Origin of the sequence: Flavobacterium psychrotrophum (assembly GCF_003403075.1) — a bacterium.
Lineage (GTDB): Bacteria > Bacteroidota > Bacteroidia > Flavobacteriales > Flavobacteriaceae > Flavobacterium > Flavobacterium psychrotrophum.
Genome location: NZ_CP031557.1, coordinates 1,829,337 through 1,851,638 on the forward strand (window position 1 = coordinate 1,829,337; position 22,302 = coordinate 1,851,638).

A 22,302-nucleotide genomic window follows, 5' to 3' on the forward strand; every position below is an offset into this window, starting at 1 on the left:
ATTGTACTGACCGGAGCATTTTGTTTTCAGGCAATGGTGACGAATTTTTAAACTTCAATAAAAAAGCCGCCCCAAAATAGGGACGGCCTGCACTCAAAAAAATATAGAATACAAAAAATTTTTATAATGTAGCTACAAGTTCTCTCCACTCTGTAAGCTCAGGAATACCCGGCTTACGCTTACCAAAGAACTGAACAATGATCTCTCCCATTTCGTTAAACACTTCAAGAGCAGTAACCTCACCATCTGCAGTAGGCTTGCGCACTATCCATGTCTGGGCTATTTTGCTCATATCCAGGTGAAGGTTAAAATCAGGATCCATAACGTTATACCACTGGTTGTGCCACATTGTTTTGCGTACAAGGCCTGTATGTATTTGTATGTTGCCACGGTTGCCCACAAAACACATAATAGGCAGTTTTGTTTCGGCAGCGCCTTCAAGCATTTTTACCACAGCCTCTTTATCTACCTGTCTTGCATGGTGCTCATTAGGAGCCAGGCGAAGCGCCTGTGTGCGGGTAACGCCAAACTTTTTAAGCATACCAAAGAATGCGTGAGTATCTTTCAGTTCTTCCCATGCGGCTTTAAAACCGGCTACATCAATATCAGCATCCGGCTTCTCATCAATAACAAGCGGCACATCTGTAGTAGTCTCTTCAGGACTTTGGTTGTCTGATGTATATTTTGCAACAAGGCCATCAAAAGCAGCCTCGTTACTATCTTTAGTAAGGTATATTTTGTGTATGGCAAGGCCGTCTTTACCAAAGAACTGAAGGCTCTTACGGTCGCCGTGCTCGCTTGTTTCTGAAACAGCAAAAGCTTTGTCCCAGTGCGAAATAAAAATACGAAGGTCGATATCCTCCCCTACAAACAGGCCGGCAAACGGGCTGCTGAAATCAGGGTTAAGGTAGGTACCCTTGCGTTCATGCACACATTCGTCATTGCGGGTAAGCGCCATAACTTTTCCAAGGCCTTCCACTTCTGTAAGTATGTTTACAAACTCAGGTTTAAGACGCGTAACATTCTCTCCTGCCTGTGTAGCAAGAAGCTCTGCCTCGCTTACGCCAAGCTGTTCTGCAGCATTGCGGATGCGTAAATGTGGGTTTTCAGCCTTAAGGGCCTGCCATTGTTCTTTTAATGTGTTGATAGCTGTACTCATGGTGCTATAGGTTTAAATTAGGTTCCGAAAATTATCAGAGGATTATTATTAATGGGATTTGGGCAAATGGTACACGGAAAATTGTATGCCGCGCTTATAATATCGCGGGTAAACACTTTATCCGGAACATCATAGGCTACAACCTTACCTTTTTTTAGCAGCATTACCTTATCGGAAAACTGCGCAGCAAGATTAAGGTCGTGCAGTACCATGACTGCCGTATTCCCTTTTTTTGTAAAATTTTTAATGGTCTGCAAGATACGATGCTGGTGAAAAATATCAAGGTTATTTAACGGCTCATCTAAAAAAACAAGCTTATTTTCTACCTCATTGTCCAGTTGTGCCAGCACGCGTGCCAGGTGTACCCTTTGTTTCTCCCCGCCACTCAGCTGGTTATACTCGCGGTTTTTAAATGCAGCCACGTCTGTTTCTTCCATAGCTTTTTCTGCTGCCGCAATATCACGCTGCTGCGGAATGGATGAAAAATAAGGATAGCGCCCCATTAACACTACATCCTGCACCTTAAGCGGTATATCAGGGCTGTTGCTTTGGGAGAACTTCGCCTTATTATGAGAAAGTTCTTTGCTGTTCCACTCTTTAAACATTTTCTTTTTAAAGAAAATGGCATCGGCACCACTACCCATTTCATTTGCAAGCAGGCTCAATAAAGTAGACTTACCTGCACCGTTTGGCCCTACGATAATTAAAAGTTCGCCGGGCTGAGCAGTTACATCAATCCCCTCAAGTATAGAGAATTTGCGGTGGGCATACGATATGTTCTGAGCTTCAAGCATAATGCAGTTTACATTTGTTTCCTGTTGCGTATCAGGATCATCATAAAAATTGGTGCGCCTATAAAAGCGGTAAGTACCCCTATGGGTATTTCGCTGGGCGGCGCTATTGTACGGCTTATAGTATCGGCCGTAAGTAGCAAAATAGCACCCCACACTGCCGATAAGGGCAATATAAAATGATAGTTGCTTTTAAAAATCAGTCTTAAAATATAAGGTACTATCAGCCCTATAAAGCTTATGGTACCTGCAAACGCTACAGAGCTTCCTACCAAAAGAGCCGTAAGCACTACAATTTGCTTTTTAACACGCTCTACGGGTATACCCAGGTGTTGTGCATCCTGTTCTCCAAGCATCATGGCATTAAGTGCCTTGCCCCTGCGTATCAATATACTGTAAGCAACAAATACAACTACTGCAAGTATTCCGCTTTTTGTCCATGAGGCACCGGCAAGGCTGCCCAGGTTCCAAAAAGTAAGGTCGCGCAGTTCATCATCTTTACTAAAATAAATAAGCAGTCCCATTACAGCAAACCCGGTTGCAGTAAATGCCACACCGGTAAGCAGCATTACGACCACGTTAGTGCGCCCGCCTACTATAGAAATGCGATACACCAAAATCATAGTAATAAGTGCACCTAAAAAAGCCATAAGGCTTAGCAGCGAATAATGCAATGCCTCAGGAATGTAGGGTTTAATATAACTGCCCAGTACTATGGTTACGGCTGCAAGCAGCGATGCCCCTGCTGTAATACCCAGCAAATCTGGTGTGGCAAGCGGGTTGCGGAACATTCCCTGCAAACACGTACCCGATACCGAAAGTGCACTACCTATAAGGATACCCATAGCAATGCGGGGCAACCTGAGGTCCATAAGCACAAAACGGTCGGCAGGGTCTATAGACCCGTCATTATTGATGATGCCTGTAAATGTTTCTAATAACGAATGCTTTTCAAATACATAAACCCCCATATACAGCGAAACTACTGCCAGCGTTGCCAGCAGTAGTAAACTGATAATAAGGTATAACGGCAGCTTATTTTGCATCAGCAGCAAGCAGGCCGTTTAATTGTGTGGCAGCTTCGCCAAGGCGTGGACCAAAGCCCGAAAGCAGGCCACCATCCATAGCGATAATTTTTTTGTTTTTACCTGCATTGGTTTTATCTACACCAGGTATTTTTAATGCACCTGCTGCGCCACCAAGGCTTTCAAGGCCACTGTCAAACATAAGTATAACATCAGGGTTGCCTTTTATAAGAGCTTCCGGCGTAAGTGGTTTGTAATCTTCAAAATCTGTTACGGCATTTTTACCACCCGCAAGGGTAATAACTTTATCTACAGGTGTATTAGTACCACTCACCATAAGCATATTAGCACCACGTGCATAGATAAATAATACTTTAGGAGCAGTTGCAAGCGGCTTTACATTTTTAAGGTCAGCATCTACTTTCTCCTCAATTTGCTTATAGTTTTTCTCACCAAGTACGTTAGCAACATCAGCTATAAGTTTTTTTGTACCCTCAGGAGTAAAATCCTGTTTGAAAAGTTCTGCCTTAACACCAGATTTCTTTATTTTTTCTAACAGCTCAGGGCTAAGGTCTTTTTCTGTACCAATAATAAGTGTAGGCTGTAATGCCATAATGCCTTCTATAGAAATGGTGCGTACATGGCCCAGGTCTTTAGCAGTTTTCTTTATGCTTTCAGGGTACGTACTGGTAACATCTACCCCTATTATTTCTTTTTCATGGCCCAGGGCAGCAACTACTTCTGTTACGGCACCGTTAAGCGATACTATTTTGTGGGCTTCAACTTTTGCAACAGTGTCAGTTGTTGTAGTTTCAGGAGTCTCTGTAGTTTCTTTTTTACACGAAACCGCAGCAATTAGCATGAAAGCACATACTAAAAGTGTATTGATTCTTTTCATTGGTTAAAAATCTATTTTTATTGATTCTAAATAAGTGCAAATATAAGTCTCATCAACGCTTTACCAAAATTATTAGCTTAAAAAAATCATTTTATTTATGTTAAAAGCCATACCACAACATCTTGAATTTGTAAATTTAACATCGTTGTAGTAAAGTTCACTTTTTCATAACTATGCAATGATTATCAAACCTCAAATACATAAACAATGATAAACAACAACGAAACAAAAATTACTAAAGGCTCTGCAGGAAATAAACTACTTGTTACCCGCAGTTTTAATGCACCCGTAGAAAAAGTTTGGGAAGCCTGGACCAACAGCCGCATTTTAGATCAATGGTGGGCACCAAAACCCTGGAAGGCTGTAACGGTAGTATTTGATTTTAGCGAAGGAGGCCACTGGCTCTATTATATGTTAGGGCCTGAAGGAGAAAGGCATTACTGCCGTGCAGATTATAAAGCTATTGAGCCCCTAAAAAGTTATATAGCGACAGATGCTTTTACAGATGAAAACGGCGTACCCAACAATATGGCGCCAAGTGCGCAATGGGAGAATACTTTTACAGCCAATGACGATAAAACTGACCTTAGCATAGAAATAACTTATCCAACAGAAGCTGATCTCGAAACAATTGTGAGCATGGGTTTTAAAGAAGGTTTTTCTATGGGGCTTTCTAATCTTGACGAGCTTTTGGCAAAATAATAATTTCCCACATCATACTATTGTGCCATCCTTTCCAGATTGAATTTTTATTGATGATAACGCTAATATAATATGCTTGCGAGTGGCACTTAAGCAGTAATTTCATATTATTGTGGTTTTACCTTCATGAAGAAATTTTCACTATTCGTTTCAGCCCTTTTACTGCCATTAACCTCATTTTCTCAACAAAAAAATGAACATGTACAAATAGCCTTTTTAGCCGATGTACACCTACAGGATTTATACGGAACCTTTAAAGATACCGCTTATGATACGCTCATAAATCCGCTAAACCGTAAACCTGTGTTAATGCGCACTATGGAGAGCCAGTTGCACAGCACTCGGATTTTTAATGAAAATTACTTTGCCTTCTTAGCCGCACTAGATGATATTGCAGCACGAGGCATAAAAATAGTGGCGCTTCCCGGAGATTATACTGATGACGGACAGCCCATACACTTACGCGGACTGCAAAATATTTTAAATCAGTATAATCAAAAATTTGGAATACAATTTTACATCACCACTGGCAACCACGACCCCGTAGGCCCCTGGGACAGCCCTGCAGGTAAAGACGATTTTTTAGGCAATGGCGGCAAAAAACAACCGGTTTTCAGCCAACAGGGAATACACACTCCTACTGATAAAACGGAACTCCCTATAATCATCAGTAAAGATATTGCGACTATGGGATACGAAAGCATCATTACACATTTAAAAGATTTTGGTTTTTATCCAAACAGTCAAAATAAATTCTGGGCAACACCTTACAGTAGTTATACCTATGGCAACTACAATTATAGTATTGCTTTAAGTGAATCTGGCTATGATAACCGGCATTATGAAGTAGCACCGGGATATACTGTTCCTGATGCTACATATATAACAGAACCTGTAGACGGGCTTTGGCTACTGGCTATTGATGGTAATGTGTATATACCTAAAAAATCGGCTGATGGTAATGCCAAAAACCCTACGAACTACACCGGAGCATCAATAGGCTATAATAATGTAATGACCAATAAAAAGCATTTAATAAGCTGGGTAAAACAAATGGTTGATGAAGCAAAAAAACGGGGCAAAACCCTGATAGCCTTTAGCCACTACCCTATGGTAGAATTTAACGATGGTGCTTCGGCAGAGATAACACAACTGCTGGGAAAGGGAAAATGGCAGATGGATCGTGTTCCTGTTGATGCCGTAGCGCAAAGTTTTGCCGATGCAGGTATAAAAATACATTTTGCAGGCCATATGCACATTAACGACACCGGCATATATAAAGGTTCAAACGGTAATACACTGGTTAATGTGCAAACGCCATCGCTGGCAGCATATATTCCTGCATATAAGCTTTTGACTATTAAAAGTGAAGCGGACTGGGAAGTTGAAACCATTACAATAAACGATATTCCGCGATTTAATGAGTTGTTTGGTCTCTATAAAACAGAATATGAGTTTTTAAAAAGCATTAATGCGAAAGACATTTGGGATAAAAGCATCCTTAAAACCAAGAGTTACCACGATTTTACCGAATATCATTTAAAAGAACTTGTACGGCTGCGCTTTATACCTGATGAATGGCCAAAAGACTTTATTGCCTATTTTACAAATGCAAGTGGATATGATTTACTAATGACTGCGGTTGATAGTAAAGTAGTAAAAGACGTACTTAAAAAGCACAGGCTAAATACAAATGATTTTAAAAAATGGACAGGATTAGATTTTATATTTGATCTTTACAGGCTGCATAGCGCCGACTGCCTGGCGTTGAAAGATATTGGCAAAAAACGCTTAGACCATTATAAACTTATCATAGAACTATTTACCAACAACCATAATAACAATACACAGGTAATAGATAAACAGCTTGGTTTATTCTACAACATATTCAGTAAACTTTTAAATGGCGACCCCGCCGGGCATTTTATGGTAAACCCGGAAAATGGAAATGTTACAGAGATAAAAGATTAGATGTAATTCTGATCATTGAGATTTCTCAACTCCACTGCGCTTCGTTCGAAATGGAAGACATGGATAAAAAAATAGCGGAAACCCGTACTGAAGTTTCCGCTACAAAAAAGGAAAGGCCTCCCTTTATTTTACCTTACCTGTAACAGGATTAGTTCTGACATAGGTTTTGTTATCAAAGGAAATATGGTAAGGTGACTGGAATATCTTGCTTGGCAAATAATAATCGGTAGTTATTATTTGTGCCCCAGATTTTTTTGCTGCTTCAAAATGGCTGTAATCGTTAGCACGGGCTTCTTTAGTATCGGCATCGGCACGTGTGCGGATAATGTAGCCCTTTTTAGCCAGTTCAGCTATTGTAGCATCTTCAGGGTTATTACGAAAAAGTGCCGCCGCTTCAGGCGTGCCCGGTGCTGCATTTACAAACACTACACGCCCTCTAAGTGAAGGATGATCTTTTATATACAAATCGCGCTTCTTGCCGCTATTATCCAGCAGAAACATAAATTTGCCCCTCGCCTGTTTTAGCTTTGGCCAGTTACCCGCAAGTACGGCTTCTTCAAGGGTTTTATACTTACCTCGTACCATATCCGGCGTTATAAGCTTATTGGCACCAAGCCCTGTAATAATCACCTTATCCATTTCGTCAAAAGTCTTTTGCGTAAACTCCTCTTCGGTAGTACCAAAGTGCCCATCGCCATCTTTAGGCTCCAGGGTTATAAATATAGGTTCGTGCGTTGGGTGGGCATCGCTCCATTTTTTAAGGTCGGCAAGCAGGCCGTCAAAAGTACTGTACCAGGTACGGTAATCAATATCCAGCATATGGAATACCTTAAAGCCCGGCTTATCCATAGCGCTATCAGTATTATAAGCTTCTGTAGGTTTAGCCAGTTCCAGTCCTTTTGGGTGTGCATAGCGGCCTCCTTTAGTATCAGCATGAATGTCGATCTCCAGGTTACGAAGGCCCATGTCCAGCTGCTTTGTTATTTCAATATGGTCATATTGCAGGCCGCTTAAATCGCGTGATGGGTCTTTAGCCTGTATTACATCATATAATTGGGGCTCTATGGCTTTGCGGTAGCTATTATGCGATCCTATAACCTGTATGGCATTCATGGGCTGGTTATCATCTTGCGCTACTGCGGTAGTGGTGAATAAAACGGCACCTATAAATAAAGGTACGGTAAGTAATTTGTTCATTATGGTTTATTTGTAGTTTAGGAAACCCCAAAGCTACCCCCACGTTGTTACCTTCCCGTTATGTAAGCGCAAACAAAAAGCCACCATACCATTATTAGAATGTAAACAAAAAAAGGCCGAAAACAATACTACAAACGTTGTAGCACCTTTGTAGCACCGGCAACACTAAACACACCCTTAATTTAATGGTAACGTTTCCGCAAAAGCTTTTTGACGGGTATGCTCTTATTTCGCACCTAATATTTTTATACCCTTCGACGGGTAACCTAAACTACTAAAACTAAACATAAACAAATTAACTCAACTACTGCCTATGGTGTAACATCATCTATGTTGCCAACTGCCAAAACACAATTAAAAAAGCCGCAACCGCTGCAACGGTTACGGCCACGGAATAAGCCAGTCTTATTAACTAATAACTTAAACCACAATGCAATTTAAAACTACTCTTTTTAACTTTAAAAGCTCCCTGCTTTTAGTACCGGCCGTACTAAGCCTTAGTGCCGGCTATGCTGCCGAAAAGGGAACTACAGTAAAGGTACACATAAATAGTGATGCCTTTGCTAAAACCATATTAAGCCCTGATTTTTACCAGCAAACCGTAAAAGGTAAAGTGCTTGACGAAGCCGGTATGGGCCTACCGGGTGCTACCATTATAGACAGGGCTACAGGCAAAACAGCCGTAACCGATATTGATGGTAACTTTACCATAGAAGCTGCACAGGGTGCTAACCTTGAAATTATATTTGTGGGCTATAAGACACAAACAGTAGCTGTTAACGGTGCCGATATTAACGTTATCATGAAAACCGACATGAACGAGCTGCAGGAAGTTGTACTTGTAGGTTATGGTAACCAGACAAAAAAAGACGTTACCGGAGCAGTAACGCAGCTGAGCAGCGAGAAGTTTCGCCAGGGTGTAAACATAAGCGCAGACGGCCTGCTACAGGGTAAAGTAGCTGGTGTGCGCGTAGTGCCTACCAGCGGTGAGCCGGGTGCGGGCATTAATGTAAGCATACGCGGTATAGGCTCTATACGTAGTGGCAGTACACCACTATTTGTAGTAGACGGCGTGCCGCTAAGCAATGACGATACCAGCCCACAGGGCGCTAACGTGGGCTTCGGCTCACAGTCGGCAAAAAACCCGCTTAACTTTCTTAACACCGGCGACATTGAGTCGATAACGGTACTTAAAGATGCTTCTGCCGCGGCCATATATGGCGCGCGCGGTAGTAATGGTGTAGTAATCATTACCACTAAAAAAGGAAGCAAGGGCAAGGCAAGCTTTACGGTAGATTCTTACCTGGGTTTTAGCAGTGTTGCAAATAAAATAGATGTACTGAACGCTAGCCAATACCGCAGCGCACTCGCGGCAACCGGTGGCAACGAGGCCTATGATCACGGCGGCAATACCGATTGGCAGGATGTAATATACCGTACTGCGGTTACGCAAAACAACTCATTCTCTTTTGCAAAAGCAACCGACAGCGGTAACTACTATGTGTCGCTTTCGCAAATGAACCAGGACGGTATTGTAGAGCACAGCAACTTTAAGCGTACTACCGGAAGGATAAATGCGGCAGAATCTTTTCTTGACAATAAGCGACTGAGGCTTAAGGTAAACCTTACCGCCAGCGAAACTAAAGATACAGGTGTGCCTATAGGCGATGATGGTGGTAGCGATGGCCAGCTTATTATACATACGCTTATGGCTAACCCTACCCAGCCGGTATTTGATGAAAACGGCGATTATACAAACTTTAATATGAATGCCCATTATAACCCTGCTTACCTGCTTAGCATTTTTAGTGATGAAACTCGCACGTCAAGGATACTGGGTAATGCGGAAGCATCTTTCCGTATCTTAAACGGGCTTGACTATAAGCTAAACGTGGGTATAGACCGTTCTATGTCTGAAAGAAATACAACCGTATACCCCAACCTTACTGACCGTAGCAGGACAGGTACCTACATACAGGGTAACATGGAAAACAAAAACTCGCTTATAGAGCATTACCTGACGTATAACACTACATTTGGTTCGCATAAAATTGATGCCCTTGCCGGTTTCTCTTACCAGAAGTTTGAACGCAGCGGTACTAACTACACTATGATTAACCTTACCAATGACCAAAGCGTAGGCATAGACCCTGCAGACAACCCGGCTTTCTTTGGTGCCCAGGCAAACGTTAGCGGCTACGCACAGGTTAATGAGTTGCAATCTTACTTTGGCAGGGTAAACTATACCTTTGCAGACAAGTACCTTATTACAGCATCAATAAGGGCCGATGGTTCTACCCGTTTTGGCCAAAATAATAAATACGGCTACTTCCCGTCATTCGCGGCAGGCTGGAACATAAACCAGGAAAGCTTCCTTAAAGACAGCAAAGTGGTAGATAACCTTAAGCTGCGTGTAAGCTGGGGCCAGACCGGTAACCAGGAAGTACAGAACAAAATTACAAGAGCCAGCTACTCACTTATACCCGGAGACGGTTACTACCTGTATGACAACCTTGACCTTGTTAACGGTGTATATACATCGCGCACGGCAAACCCTGATCTTAAATGGGAGGTGGTTACACAATATAATATAGGTACCGACTTTAACCTTTGGGGCGACAAGCTTTACGGTACGGTAGATTATTTTAACAAAACCACTACCGATGCCATACTTTTTATACCATCGCAGCCACTGAGCGCTACTCCAAACGTATGGAAAAACATAGGCGGAAAAATTGTGAACACCGGATTAGAGTTTATGTTAGGTTCAAAAATAATTGATACCGAAGACTTTACCTGGTCTTTAGACGCTAACGGTGCTACACTGCATAATGAAATTAAAGACCTGCCAGTAAGCCAAATATACTCAGGTGCCATATCTGGCCCGGGCCAGAGTGGTGTATTGGCAAACATTTATAAAAGCGGCTATTCTGCCGGATCGTTCTACCTGATGAAATTTGACGGTTATGATGCAGATGGTCTTCCTACCTACGTAGATACAAACGGAGACGGCGTTACCGATAATAACGACCGCCAGATTTTTGAAAGTGCGCTACCTACCTTTAGCTACGGTATTAATACAAACCTGCGCTACAAAGCGTTTGACCTATCTCTGTCATTTATAGGCCAGAGCGGTGGTTATCTGCTTAATAACACAGGGCTAAACGCACTGAACATAAACAACCTGGCATCTGACCGTAACGTGGCTACTAACTATTACGAAAGTGGTGCAAACCCTTCTGTAGCCCCGGTAGTATCTACACTATACCTGGAAAAGTCTGATTTCCTTCGCCTAAACAGTGCACGTATAGGCTACACATTTAAACATCCGGGCATTAACTGGTTAGACAGCCTTAACCTTTATGCTACAGGAACCAACCTATTTACCATTACGCCATACACAGGTTACGACCCACTTATCAACAGCCCTAAATCGAGCGGCGGTAACCAGAGTATAGGTATTGATTATGGTGCTTACCCTACAACAAGAACATTTATTTTAGGTGCAACCTTAAAATTATAAAAGCTATGAAACTGAAAAAATTTACAACCCGATTTGCTATTACCGCGATAGCTGCAGTGGCTCTTGCCGGATGTACATCGCTTGAAGAACAATTTCTTGACGAAAAACCCAGCGACCAGGCTTCAAGCCCCGTAGGTGCACTTGCAGCCGCTTATGACCGCCTGGGCGACGGTACTTTTACCAGCACTGGCGGCCTTTTTGCAATGCAGGAAATGGCCAGCGATATAGCCCTGTTGCCTACCCGCGGGTCAGACTGGGGCGATGGTGGTAAATGGCGCGCCATGCATGAGTTTACCTGGGCTACAGATAATGCTGTAGTTACAGATAACTGGACCAGGCTTAATGATGGTATCACAAAATCGCTTATTGCCATTAATGCTATTACCGTGAGCGAAGACGTAGCCCAAAAAACCATATTGCTTGCCGAAGCAAAGGGGCTTCTTAATTTTTACCTGTACCAAACGCTCGACCTTTATGGCCAGGCACCGTACCGCGACCCGCTTAACCCTAATGCCCCTGTACAGGCACTACTGGCCGGTGATGCTATTGATAAACTTATACTGGATGTAGAGGCTCTTATACCTGATCTTGCCGATATGGGGACTAATAACACGCACAACGGCAGGTTTACAAAGCAGGCTGCTTATGCCCTGCTGTCTACCATGTATCTTAACCGTGCCGTGTTTAAAGATCGCTACAACGCCACCTCTGCGTTTAACTTTACTGAAACGGCAGTAAGCGGTACGGGCAATGATATGGACAGGGTAATATACTACACCAGCCTGCTTATAAACAGCGGTATGTACCATCTTTCAAGCAACTATTTTGAGAGCTTTGACATTACAAATGACAATGCACCTGAGCTTATATTTGCCATTACGCAAAAAATTGACGGTGTACACAACGGCAGTAACGACCTTGCCTACAACACTATGGAGCGTAACCAGAGGTGTTCACCTATAAACAGGGGTACAAATGCATCGTGCATTACACCAGAGTTTTATGCCATGTGGGATGGTAACCATACTGATCCGCGCTTTAGCCGCAAATACCAGTATGCAGACGGTACCTGGTTTATGAACGATGGTACCGATGTAAGCGTACCGGCTACAAGCCTTGTGGCTGGCACTACACAGCCTTGGTTTCACTTTAACAGGGGCTTGCAGGAAGGCCAGCAATATGGGCCTATACTGCTTACAGGCGGTGTGTTTGAGATGAGTGGCAGCAGGATAAAAGTATCGCCGCTGGTATGCGAAAAAAGCACTACTACGCCTATGAACTTTACACCGGCACTAAATTTTGACAATGCTGCTGTATCTGTTTTCTCCCAAAACCAGATTAACCGTGGCGTGCGTTGCTTTAAGTACGAGTTTGACCCGGGTAGTGGTAACGGTTCAAGTAATGTAGATATAGCACTGTACCGCCTGGGCGGTATCTATACCATGAGGGCTGAGGCTTACCTGCGCAAAGGTGATGCCGGTGCTGCTCTGGCCGATATTAACCTGCTGCGCACCAGCCGTACACGTGAATCGCTGTTTAGCAGTACACCGGGTACAGCCCTAAGCAGTATGACTACAGATGTGCTGTTCCGTGAAATAGCCCTTGAAATGTACTGGGAAATGTGGAGAAGGCCACAAATGATACGCTTTGGTAAACTTGAGGCTGCGCTTCCGGGATCTGCCAAGCCGGCTACACAGCCATTCAGGAGGGTATTCCCTATACCGCAACAAACCATGGACGTTTCTGATATTTTTACCCAAAACCAGGGGTACAATTAATTTGCGTTTTAAATAGCTTTTATATGATTTGAAAATGGCTGCCCTCGGGTAGCCATTTTTGCTTTATATGATGTTCTTATTTTTTTTCCCTTTAAAATGCTGTAGCGCTATACCTCCCATACTTATAAGGTACTGCACTAAAACAATTGCTATCATATAACCAATTTCAGCAATATCAGGATCATTAAAAAATGTCATTGCCAGCATTGCAGGCAGATAGTATACAACATACATAATTGCTATGGCTGAAAGTAAACTGCGAAATGGCAACTGCCGGTTTTTAGTTCTAAGAAAATAGATTAATAATGCATATAGTATGGGAAAGAACATAATTATTACACCAAGCAAAAGAGATTTTGGTTTTATGCCAAAGCCTATTAATACAAAAAACAGCACCTCTAAAACAAAAACGCATAAGTAAGTAATCAAAAAATACTTTCTATAGCTATAATCGGTTACTTCTGTTTTAAAATCGGCCTCTTTTAATAAATCTTCTATTGGTAAAATTTGTTGGGTTAAATATATAAAATTATGCCTAACCAATTTTATATTAGCATAATACACCACTACCCTACCAACTCTATATTCTTAGCATATTATTAAAAATCAACAAGTTACATAAATAATTATGTAGTAATGATTAGGATTAGCCAATTTTTAGTGTAAAATTTGCGTAACAAACACATACACTTTTGGAAAGCGTACTGCTTATTATTGCCGGTTTTATTATAGGTTCTTTTGGCACACTCATAGGTGCGGGCGGTGGTTTTATACTTGTGCCCCTACTCCTGATATTTTACCCTCAGCTTGGACCTGAGCTTACTACAGCCATTTCTATAGCAGTGGTATCTGTAAACGCAATATCGGGCACAGCAGCTTATGCAAAATCTGGCCGCATAGATTATAAAGCAGGTATCATGTTTGCAGCCTTTACCATACCGGGATCTATACTGGGTGTATTAACGGTAAAATACATACCGCACGAGGTGTTTAATACAATCTTCGGAATATTATTATTGGTACTGTCTGTTTTCCTGTTTTTTAAAAATAACAAAAACAATGTGGTGCCTGCCTATACTCCACCCTGCAGCGGAAAAAAAACCAGCACCCTAACCGATGCTGCCGGTGTTACCTACTGTTACAGTTATAATCAAACCATTGGTAATGTATTAAGCGTTGTTGTGGGTTTTATATCGCCCCTGCTCGGTATCGGCGGCGGAATTATTCATGTGCCTGCCATGGTAAACTGGCTTAAATTTCCTGTGCACATAGCCACGGCAACATCGCATTTTATACTGGCTGTAATGGCAACAGTAAGCGTACTTACTCATGCCTATAATGGCACATATGAAAACCCTGAAACCGTACATATGATACTGTACCTGGCCATAGGTGTGGTACCTGGGTCGCAACTTGGTGCATACTTTTCTCACCGCCTTAAAAGCCACGTCATATTAAGGGTATTATCAGCCTGCCTGGTAGTTGTAGGGTTGCGGATCCTGATTTGTTAAATCCAATAAAAAAACTCTGTAGAAATGGCATAGCCCATTTCTACAGAGTTTATATATATTTTAAAAAATATCTATTTACAATCAACTTTAGAAAGTATCTGCTCTTGTGCAGCATTTTTGTTTTTATAGCGTAAAATTCCATCCTTACTCTCAGTCATTTCTCCATATTTAATAGCTACAGCACTATCCGTTATAGTAAAAATAACTTCCTCATTAAATGTTGACCCTTCCTGTTTAGAATTAGCTACTGCCGTACCCATATTACCATTAATTACGCCCTTGTAAGTAGCTATCTTTTTATCTTTTTCCTGAGGTCTCCATTCATAAACTCCCCAAATGCTGTCGCCCCTACGCTGTTGTATCTGGAAGATTATACTATCTCGAATAATGTGGCTGGCATCGGCTTTATTTTCTGTAACCTGTAAAAAGCACTGCTCACCGGCTATTGCTTCTGGCTGTGGCGCAGTCTCCTCTACTGTGGTTTCTTCTACTACCGTTTCCGTTTTATCCTTACAGCTTATAGCGCAAATTGCTATTGTCGTAAAAAGGGTTACTATCTTAGTTTTCATTGCTTTGATGTTTTTGTTTTTATAAAGATAAATTTTATAAAACAAAAAAAGAACCCTTTTAAGGGTTCTTTAAGTAGTATCTTGTTTACAATGAATTAGTCTTCGTCGTCTTCATCATCTTCATCTGCATCATAATCACGGTCACGATCCTCATCATCGCTGTCATCATCATCGTCATCGTCGTCGTCGCCATCATCACTTTTGGTGCTTACTTTTTCTTTCTTCGGCTCGTCGTCATCGTCGTCGTCATCCACCTCAAGATCTTTTAATGCATCAAGATCGTCTGCTGCATCGTCAATATCGTCATCATCAAAATTTTCTATCCTGTCTGCAAGCTTGGTGCTTACCTTAACCAGGTAAATAGTGTCTTCTGTCCTTACTTCTACAGCTTCAATGGTTTCGTTTTTGGCATTTTTAAAACGGACAATGTTTGAATCGTCATACCCATCAGGAAACTTCTCAACCAGCAGGGTAAGGATTTCATTGGTTAGTTTGGCGTAATCAACAATAACTCTCTTCATAAGTAAATTATAAATCTAAAAGGTACGCAAATATAAGCGGCGCAACAATAGTAGCATCACTTTCTATAATAAATTTAGGGGTATTTATATCAAGTTTTCCCCAGGTTATCTTCTCATTTGGCACAGCGCCACTATAAGAACCATAACTTGTGGTAGAATCTGAAATCTGGCAGAAATAGCTCCAGAAAGGCACATCGTGCATTTCCATGTCCTGATATAGCATTGGTACAACGCATATAGGGAAATCTCCCGCTATACCACCACCAATCTGGAAGAAGCCTACACCATTACTACTGTTTTTAGAGTACCAGTCTGCAAGGAACGTCATGTACTCAATACCGCTTTTCATAGTACTTGCCTTAAGCTCGCCCTTAATTACATAAGATGCAAAGATGTTACCCATAGTACTATCTTCCCATCCCGGTACAATAATAGGCAGGTTAGCTTCGGCAGCAGCATACATCCAGCTGTCTTTAAGGTCTATTTCATAGTACTCTTCAAGAACGCCGCTTAGCAGTAATTTATACATAAACTCATGCGGAAAGTAACGCTCGCCTTTATCGTCTGCATCTTTCCATATTTTGTAAATATGTTTTTGAAGGCGGCGGAAAGCTTCATGCTCAGGTATACAGGTATCTGTAACACGGTTAAGGCCGCGCTCCAGCAAATCCCATTCCTGTTGTGGCGTAAGGTCGCGGTAGTTAGGTACACGCTCGTAATGGCTGTGCGCTACAAGGTTCATAATATCTTCTTCAAGGTTAGCACCTGTACAAGATATTATTTGTACTTTATCTTTACGGATCATCTCTGCAAAGATCTTACCCAGCTCTGCTGTACTCATAGCACCGGCAAGGGTTACCATCATTTTGGCACCGTCTTCCAACTGCTTTTCATATGCTTTTGCCGCATCTACAAGTGCTGCCGAATTAAAGTGCAGGTAGTACTTTTCGATGAACTGGCTTATTGGCCCTTTAGTCATTTCTTGTTATTTTGTTTGTTCAAATTTGTTTCTTTTCAACTATTTCTTTTCTGCTTCTGTAGTGGCTGTGTTGTAACCTAATATCTTAAGTACATCTTCTGCTTTCTGCATTTCAGAGAACACCTCTGTAGCCAGGAATCCGTTTTCATCCCTGTCTATAAGAATGTGTTTAGGCTGCGGTATAAGGCAGTGGTGCAGGCCACCAAATCCGCCAATGGTTTCCTGGTAAGCACCTGTATTAAAGAAACCTATATATAAAGGTTTTTCTTTATTGTACTTAGGCAGGTATATGGCGTTTAAGTTTTGCTCAGAGTTATAATAATCATCACTATCGCAGGTAAGTCCACCAAGTAGCACGCGCTCATACTGGTCGTTCCATCGGTTTATGGCCAGCATTATAAAACGCTTGTTAATAGCCCAGGTATCTGGTAGTGTAGTAATGAAAGACGAATCGATCATGTTCCACTTTTCTCTGTCATTCTGTTGTTTTTGGTATAATACCTTATATATAGCGCCGGCACTCTCGCCTACTGTAAACGATCCAAATTCAGTAAAAATGTTCGGCACATCTACTTCAGCATCCTCACAGGCAATTTTAATCTGGTTTGTAATCTCATCGATCATGTACTGATAGTCATATTCAAAAGCCAGTGAGTTTTTAATAGGAAAACCACCGCCTATGTTAAGGCTATCCAGCGTAGGGCATTCTTTTTTAAGGCTAACATATACCTTTAAACACTTAGCAAGCTCGTTCCAGTAATATGATGTATCTCTAATACCGGTATTAATAAAGAAATGCAGCATTTTTAGCTCCAGGTTCTTATTTTCCTGAATTTGCTTGCGGTAAAAAGGGACAATATTTTTGTAACCAATACCTAGACGCGAGGTATAAAATTCAAACTTCGGCTCCTCTTCAGATGCGATACGGATACCTATCTTAAATTTGCCTTTTATTTGTTCCTGTAACAAATCTAGCTCTTCATAGTTATCTATGATAGGAATAGTTTTATTATGCCCACTGTTTATAAGCTTCGCAATGTTAGATATATACTGGTCGCGTTTAAAACCGTTACATATAACATAAGTATTCTTGTTTATCTTACCATTTTTAAGCAGGTTCTCAACAATATCAACGTCAAAGGCTGCAGAGGTCTCTATATGGATGTTATTTTTAAAAGCCTCGTTCATTATATACTCAAAGTGAGAACTTTTAGTACAGTAGCAGTAGTAATACTTGCCCTCATACTTATGTTTTTCCATTGCGTTCCTAAACCACTCTTTAGCCTTGCGGATGTTCTTAGAAATTTGTGGCAGGTAGGTAAACTTTAATGGTGTACCATATTGCTCTACAAGCTTCATAAGGTCAATGTTATGAAATTGCAGCTGGTTATCTTTGCTAAGGGTAAACTCTTCTTGCGGAAAGTAAAACGTTTGGTCTATTAGGTCAGAATATTTGGTATTCATTTTAGTATGTTTGTGTGTGTAGATTATAAAATTAAGAAAAAAGACTAATAATACAATCTGATTTTCAAACCCTTAAACTCGCATACCTTATCTGTAGCTTTTCTGAACTGCTAATACTGTTATATAACCCCTCAATAGCGAGTACGGACTTAACAGCGCTGAAAGCTCCCCAAACGGGTGCTAAAACTGCGTTTTTTCCTAAATTCCCATGTAGGGAAAACATACTGCGATTTAATTTCATCACGGCAAATGTAAAAAAATATAATACGTATTTAAAAACAATTGTCTTAAAAAAATGTTAGTTCTGATAATCTTCAAACGCATTGATAATCAAATCATTTGATGCTGTTTTGTTAATAACCGCACTACCTATTTTTTCAAGAAGTGTAAATTTCACCTCTCCTGCTTCATTTTTTTTATCGTGAACCAGTAAAGCAATGATTTCTTCAATGTCTTGGGCGGTAAACACAACAGGTAGATACAGGGCTTTTATGACCTCTTTTATTTCCCTGTACTCTGTTAATTCCAGCAGCCCCAAGCTCACCGAAATATGCGCCTCTAATACCATACCTATGGCTATAGCCTCACCGTGCAGTAGTGTTGTCTTATCTTCGTTTTCAAGAAAATACGATTCAATGCCGTGGCCCAGTGTATGCCCATAGTTCAGTATCTTTCGTAGTCCTTTCTCTGTAGGGTCTTGTGTTACCACTTCGTTCTTTATTTCTACAGACCGGTGTATCAGCGCACCAAGATCATCCGTACTCAGCGAAGCCAGTTCTGTAAACTCATTCCAATAGCTTTTATCGGCAATAAGCCCGTGTTTTAGCATTTCGGCCAGGCCACTGCGCATTTGCTCTGCCGGCAGGGTTTCTAAAAATGATGTATCAATAAGTACTGCCTTGGGGTTGCTTATAATGCCTACCTGATTTTTAAGGCTGCCAAGGTCTACCCCCGTCTTCCCTCCTACAGATGCATCTACCATAGCCAGCAGCGTAGTGGGTACATTAATAAAGTCTATACCGCGTTTAAAGGTTAGGGCTACAAACCCGCCCATATCAGTTATTACCCCTCCGCCCAGGTTTATCATAAGCCCTTTACGGTCGGCACCAAGGTCTGTAAGTGCCTCCCATATCTGGGTACAGGTAGTAATGTTCTTATTATCTTCACCCGGTTCTATCTCAATAATTTCTATAGGCAACTCTGTAGCAAGGTTAGCCAAAAAATTTGGCAGGCAATCGGCTGAGGCATTTTCATCGGTCAGCACAAAAATGCGACTATAACTACCCGGCACCAGCAATTCCTGCAAATAATTGTACACTTCTGCGTTAAAGTAAATGTTGTATCCTGAACCGTTTATGTACTGCATGGCTTAAATTTTAAAGGAAAAGCAAAATAAAGTATTTTATATTACAAATTGTCAGCCAAATTTTATCTTTGCATAAAATTTTTTATCCTGATGGAAAAGATCTTTAATAACACGGCTGCGGCCTTTGCCTTAAAAAGCGACACTGAACTGGACAGGGCTTACTTTCTGTTTAAAATGATAGCCTCTGAGCCGCTGGTACGCATAGGTACTGCAGTTACTAACTTTGCACTTAAGGCGCACCTGCCGGTAGAAGGCCTTATACGCGCTACGGTATTTGACCATTTTTGTGGCGGTACTACCGAAGAGGACTGCCTGCCTGTGGTAGACAAAATGTATAAAGTAGGTGGCGTATCGTCTGTTTTAGATTATTCTGTAGAGGCTAAGGAAGAAGAAGCGGAGTTTGACAAAGCACTTGAAAAGACCTTAAAAACCATAACGTTTGCTAAAGAGCGCCAGGCCATACCGTTTGCAGTATTTAAGCCTACGGGGTTTGGACGTTTTGACCTTTGGGTAAAGCTGGGTGAAGGTAAGCAGTTCTCTGTAGAAGAAGCTGCCGAGTGGCAACGTGTTACAGGCCGTTTTGAAACCGTATGCAAGTCAGCGCATGAAAATGATGTTGCCCTGCTTATAGATGCCGAAGAAAGCTGGATGCAGGATGCCGCGGACGAGCTTGTGGCCGATATGATGGCTAAGTATAATAAAGAAAAAGCCATAGTATTTAACACCCTGCAAATGTACCGCTGGGACAGGCTTGATTACCTAAAAAAACTACACGAACGCGCCAAAGCCGAAGGTTTTTACATAGGCATGAAAATAGTGCGTGGTGCTTATATGGAAAAGGAAAACAAGCGTGCCGAAGAAAAAGGTTACATCTCCCCTATTTGCATTAGTAAAGAAGCTACAGATATTAATTATGACGATGCCGTAAAATATATGGTAGACCACATTGATACCATGGCAATATTTGCCGGTACACATAACGAGGACAGTTCGTATAAGTTGATAAAGCTGATGAACAAAGCGGGCATTGCCAAAGATGATAAGCGCATCTTCTTTGGGCAGTTATATGGCATGAGCGATAATATAAGTTTTAACCTGGCAGCAAACGGCTATAACGTAGCTAAGTACCTTCCGTTTGGACCTGTGCGCGACGTGATGCCGTACCTTATTCGCCGGGCTGAAGAAAACACATCTGTAGCCGGGCAAACAAGCCGCGAACTTAACCTCCTTAAAACCGAAAGGGCCCGCAGGAAACTGGAATAATATTACTCTTTTAAGATATATGATAACGCTGTACGGAAGTATGGCGTTTTTTTGTTTAAAACTGATAATATCCGGCCAATAAATATCCTAACAAATTGTTGTTTAAATTGATATGACATATTGTTATTACTTTTTGACGGAATTCTGAACTATATAACAGCTTATTTAACACTAAATAATATGCCGTTACTCGTACAGGAGCTTCATTTTTTATTTAAGGCCATTTAACAATTTTGCTATATTTGCTGCCAATCAACTATTCAACCATTTTTTAATGAAAAACCATTTTTTTCTGCTTTTAGCAGTACTCTTCAATATTTCGTGCTTTGCCCAAATCAATTTTGAACCCGGTTATACTGTGAATAACCAAGGCGTAAAAACGGAATGTCTCATTAAAAATACAGGTTGGAAAAATAATCCAGAGAATTTTGAATATCGGTTGTCTGCAAATAGTGAGGTTAAAAGAGGTAACATAAATGAGTTTTCTGAATTTAGTGTAACAGAATATACCTTTAGGCGCTTTACATTAAACATAGACCGATCGCCCGAAACAATTGCCTGGCTTAGCGACAGTAACCAACCTTTATATAAAAAAGAAACCTTGTTTTTAAATGTTCTTGTGCAGGGCGACATTACACTTTATAAGTATGAAGATAGCGAAATGCTGCGTTTTTTTTATAGCAGCCTTCAAAACGGTCAGCCTGTACAGCTTATCTATAAAATGTACAAGGAGGACACCAAAATTCTCTACAATAAAACTTATAAAAGTGAGCTGCAAAAGCTTATGTCTGATAGGATAAATACACCTGAACTGTTTAAGAAGCTGGAATACAAAGAAAAACCAATGGTAAAACTTTTTAGGGAATATAACGGTGTGAGTGATGAAAATCCATTGGCAGGTGTTAGTAAAGAAACCGGGAAATTCAAGATTAAAGCAGGGGCAGGTGTTAATTTTGTATCGTTAAAAACTGATTATGTTTCAGCAGCAGAAGCACCCCATGACTTTAGTCCAAAAGCTACTTTTAGCGTGGGTATAGAACTCGAATATATATTACCATTCAATGAAAACAAGTGGGCGGTTTTTACAGCTCCATCTTATCAATCGTATACGAACAAAGCAACCGATAATTATTTCGAAGGCCCATCAAGGGTATTAAATACCTGGAGTGTAAAATACAATAGCCTTGATATACCGCTGGGTGCACGCCACTATATCTATATTAATAGCAATGCACGCTTCTTTATAAATGCAGGATATATTTATTCGCAGGCTTTTGGCGATTCTAAAATAACATTTTCTAAAAGTTTTGTAACAACCGGATCTACAGCATTAACCGCTGAGGCAAAATCTAAAAGACAATCCAGCTTCTTTGCCGGGGCTGGCTTTAGTTACGGGCAATTAAGTTTAGAGGCACGATACATTGGAAAAAGATCACTCGTAAGTGGTTATGGCAGCTGGGCATCAGATTACAGTGGTATAAATCTTATATTACTTTATTCATTTTTATAGGGTTTAGCTTATATAGACTACTGATAATAATAAAAGCATTACTACAGCGATATAGGTTAAAAATGCTTTTGTAGT

Annotated in this window: 18 protein-coding genes; 7 read left to right on the plus strand and 11 right to left on the minus strand. The window is 41.1% G+C overall.

Going from position 1 to position 22,302, the window contains the following annotated elements; translation table 11 throughout:
• Positions 1-121 precede the first annotated feature (121 nt).
• Genes DYH63_RS07910 through DYH63_RS07925 form a run of 4 tightly spaced genes read right to left on the minus strand, consistent with a single transcriptional unit; the run spans position 122 to position 3,873 of the window.
• On the minus strand, positions 122-1,159 hold the full coding sequence (locus tag DYH63_RS07910) for a hemin-degrading factor (protein ID WP_116788293.1): 1,038 nt from the start codon (positions 1,157-1,159) through the stop codon (positions 122-124).
• A 17-nt stretch (positions 1,160-1,176) separates the two neighbouring features.
• The gene (locus DYH63_RS07915; protein ID WP_116788294.1) at positions 1,177-1,953 is read right to left on the minus strand and encodes a heme ABC transporter ATP-binding protein; all 777 of its coding nucleotides are present in this window, start codon (positions 1,951-1,953) and stop codon (positions 1,177-1,179) included.
• An 8-nt stretch (positions 1,954-1,961) separates the two neighbouring features.
• Positions 1,962-2,996: a FecCD family ABC transporter permease gene (locus DYH63_RS07920; protein WP_116788295.1), complete on the minus strand. Its 1,035-nt coding sequence runs from the start codon at positions 2,994-2,996 to the stop codon at positions 1,962-1,964.
• A complete protein-coding gene (locus DYH63_RS07925; protein WP_116788296.1) occupies positions 2,986-3,873 on the minus strand; it encodes a heme/hemin ABC transporter substrate-binding protein in 888 nt (295 codons plus the stop codon). Before DYH63_RS07925 ends, DYH63_RS07920 begins: the two co-directional genes overlap by 11 nt.
• A gap of 207 nt (positions 3,874-4,080) precedes the next feature.
• Between DYH63_RS07925 and DYH63_RS07930 the strand changes: the two genes are divergently transcribed.
• Positions 4,081-4,575, plus strand: coding sequence for an SRPBCC family protein (locus DYH63_RS07930; protein WP_116788297.1), 495 nt, complete (start codon positions 4,081-4,083; stop codon positions 4,573-4,575).
• Positions 4,576-4,701: 126 nt separating this feature from the next.
• The gene (locus DYH63_RS07935) at positions 4,702-6,546 is read left to right on the plus strand and encodes a metallophosphoesterase (RefSeq protein ID WP_116788298.1); all 1,845 of its coding nucleotides are present in this window, start codon (positions 4,702-4,704) and stop codon (positions 6,544-6,546) included.
• A gap of 123 nt (positions 6,547-6,669) precedes the next feature.
• On the opposite strand, the gene DYH63_RS07940 is transcribed toward DYH63_RS07935, so the two are convergent.
• Complete coding sequence (locus DYH63_RS07940) at positions 6,670-7,743, minus strand: phosphatidylinositol-specific phospholipase C1-like protein (protein ID WP_116788299.1); 1,074 nt, start codon at positions 7,741-7,743, stop codon at positions 6,670-6,672.
• A 430-nt stretch (positions 7,744-8,173) separates the two neighbouring features.
• Between DYH63_RS07940 and DYH63_RS07945 the strand changes: the two genes are divergently transcribed.
• Both DYH63_RS07945 and DYH63_RS07950 read left to right on the plus strand, forming a co-directional pair.
• Entirely contained in the window at positions 8,174-11,266 is a 3,093-nt protein-coding gene (locus DYH63_RS07945; RefSeq protein ID WP_116788300.1) for a SusC/RagA family TonB-linked outer membrane protein, read from the plus strand.
• A 5-nt stretch (positions 11,267-11,271) separates the two neighbouring features.
• A complete protein-coding gene (locus DYH63_RS07950; RefSeq protein ID WP_116788301.1) occupies positions 11,272-13,044 on the plus strand; it encodes a RagB/SusD family nutrient uptake outer membrane protein in 1,773 nt (590 codons plus the stop codon).
• A 63-nt stretch (positions 13,045-13,107) separates the two neighbouring features.
• On the opposite strand, the gene DYH63_RS21265 is transcribed toward DYH63_RS07950, so the two are convergent.
• On the minus strand, positions 13,108-13,278 hold the full coding sequence (locus tag DYH63_RS21265; protein ID WP_162926961.1) for a hypothetical protein: 171 nt from the start codon (positions 13,276-13,278) through the stop codon (positions 13,108-13,110).
• A gap of 458 nt (positions 13,279-13,736) precedes the next feature.
• Between DYH63_RS21265 and DYH63_RS07960 the strand changes: the two genes are divergently transcribed.
• Positions 13,737-14,555, plus strand: a complete 819-nt coding sequence (locus DYH63_RS07960) for a sulfite exporter TauE/SafE family protein (protein WP_116788303.1) — start codon at positions 13,737-13,739, stop codon at positions 14,553-14,555.
• 71 nt (positions 14,556-14,626) lie between these two features.
• Here DYH63_RS07960 and DYH63_RS07965 read toward each other — a convergent pair whose 3' ends face one another.
• From DYH63_RS07965 to aroB, 5 genes are all read right to left on the minus strand, one after another.
• A complete protein-coding gene (locus tag DYH63_RS07965) occupies positions 14,627-15,124 on the minus strand; it encodes a hypothetical protein (RefSeq protein ID WP_116788304.1) in 498 nt (165 codons plus the stop codon).
• A 95-nt stretch (positions 15,125-15,219) separates the two neighbouring features.
• Positions 15,220-15,645: a DNA primase gene (locus DYH63_RS21270; protein ID WP_162926962.1), complete on the minus strand. Its 426-nt coding sequence runs from the start codon at positions 15,643-15,645 to the stop codon at positions 15,220-15,222.
• Positions 15,646-15,652: 7 nt separating this feature from the next.
• Positions 15,653-16,624, minus strand: coding sequence for a deoxyhypusine synthase family protein (locus tag DYH63_RS07975; protein WP_116788305.1), 972 nt, complete (start codon positions 16,622-16,624; stop codon positions 15,653-15,655).
• A gap of 39 nt (positions 16,625-16,663) precedes the next feature.
• Positions 16,664-18,088 (minus strand): arginine decarboxylase, encoded by a 1,425-nt coding sequence (locus DYH63_RS07980; protein ID WP_116788306.1) that lies wholly within the window; start codon positions 18,086-18,088, stop codon positions 16,664-16,666.
• Between the two features lie 298 nt (positions 18,089-18,386).
• Complete coding sequence (gene aroB, locus DYH63_RS07985; RefSeq protein ID WP_116788307.1) at positions 18,387-19,454, minus strand: 3-dehydroquinate synthase; 1,068 nt, start codon at positions 19,452-19,454, stop codon at positions 18,387-18,389.
• A gap of 90 nt (positions 19,455-19,544) precedes the next feature.
• On the opposite strand from aroB, the gene DYH63_RS07990 reads away from it, so the two are divergent.
• Positions 19,545-20,717: a proline dehydrogenase family protein gene (locus tag DYH63_RS07990; RefSeq protein ID WP_116788308.1), complete on the plus strand. Its 1,173-nt coding sequence runs from the start codon at positions 19,545-19,547 to the stop codon at positions 20,715-20,717.
• Between the two features lie 274 nt (positions 20,718-20,991).
• Entirely contained in the window at positions 20,992-22,227 is a 1,236-nt protein-coding gene (locus DYH63_RS07995) for an outer membrane beta-barrel protein (RefSeq protein ID WP_116788309.1), read from the plus strand.
• Positions 22,228-22,302 lie beyond the last annotated feature (75 nt).

Coding starts and splice junctions, on each gene's coding strand:
- aroB (WP_116788307.1), bottom strand. CDS start 19,454: ATGCAGTACATAAACGGTTCAGGATACAACATTTACTTTAACGCAGAA.
- DYH63_RS07920 (WP_116788295.1), bottom strand. CDS start 2,996: ATGCAAAATAAGCTGCCGTTATACCTTATTATCAGTTTACTACTGCTG.
- DYH63_RS07915 (WP_116788294.1), bottom strand. CDS start 1,953: ATGCTTGAAGCTCAGAACATATCGTATGCCCACCGCAAATTCTCTATA.
- DYH63_RS07980 (WP_116788306.1), bottom strand. CDS start 18,088: ATGAATACCAAATATTCTGACCTAATAGACCAAACGTTTTACTTTCCG.
- DYH63_RS07990 (WP_116788308.1), top strand. CDS start 19,545: ATGGAAAAGATCTTTAATAACACGGCTGCGGCCTTTGCCTTAAAAAGC.
- DYH63_RS07945 (WP_116788300.1), top strand. CDS start 8,174: ATGCAATTTAAAACTACTCTTTTTAACTTTAAAAGCTCCCTGCTTTTA.
- DYH63_RS07975 (WP_116788305.1), bottom strand. CDS start 16,624: ATGACTAAAGGGCCAATAAGCCAGTTCATCGAAAAGTACTACCTGCAC.
- DYH63_RS07935 (WP_116788298.1), top strand. CDS start 4,702: ATGAAGAAATTTTCACTATTCGTTTCAGCCCTTTTACTGCCATTAACC.
- DYH63_RS07925 (WP_116788296.1), bottom strand. CDS start 3,873: ATGAAAAGAATCAATACACTTTTAGTATGTGCTTTCATGCTAATTGCT.
- DYH63_RS21270 (WP_162926962.1), bottom strand. CDS start 15,645: ATGAAGAGAGTTATTGTTGATTACGCCAAACTAACCAATGAAATCCTT.
- DYH63_RS07965 (WP_116788304.1), bottom strand. CDS start 15,124: ATGAAAACTAAGATAGTAACCCTTTTTACGACAATAGCAATTTGCGCT.
- DYH63_RS07930 (WP_116788297.1), top strand. CDS start 4,081: ATGATAAACAACAACGAAACAAAAATTACTAAAGGCTCTGCAGGAAAT.
- DYH63_RS07910 (WP_116788293.1), bottom strand. CDS start 1,159: ATGAGTACAGCTATCAACACATTAAAAGAACAATGGCAGGCCCTTAAG.
- DYH63_RS07995 (WP_116788309.1), top strand. CDS start 20,992: ATGAAAAACCATTTTTTTCTGCTTTTAGCAGTACTCTTCAATATTTCG.
- DYH63_RS07940 (WP_116788299.1), bottom strand. CDS start 7,743: ATGAACAAATTACTTACCGTACCTTTATTTATAGGTGCCGTTTTATTC.
- DYH63_RS21265 (WP_162926961.1), bottom strand. CDS start 13,278: ATGTATGTTGTATACTATCTGCCTGCAATGCTGGCAATGACATTTTTT.
- DYH63_RS07950 (WP_116788301.1), top strand. CDS start 11,272: ATGAAACTGAAAAAATTTACAACCCGATTTGCTATTACCGCGATAGCT.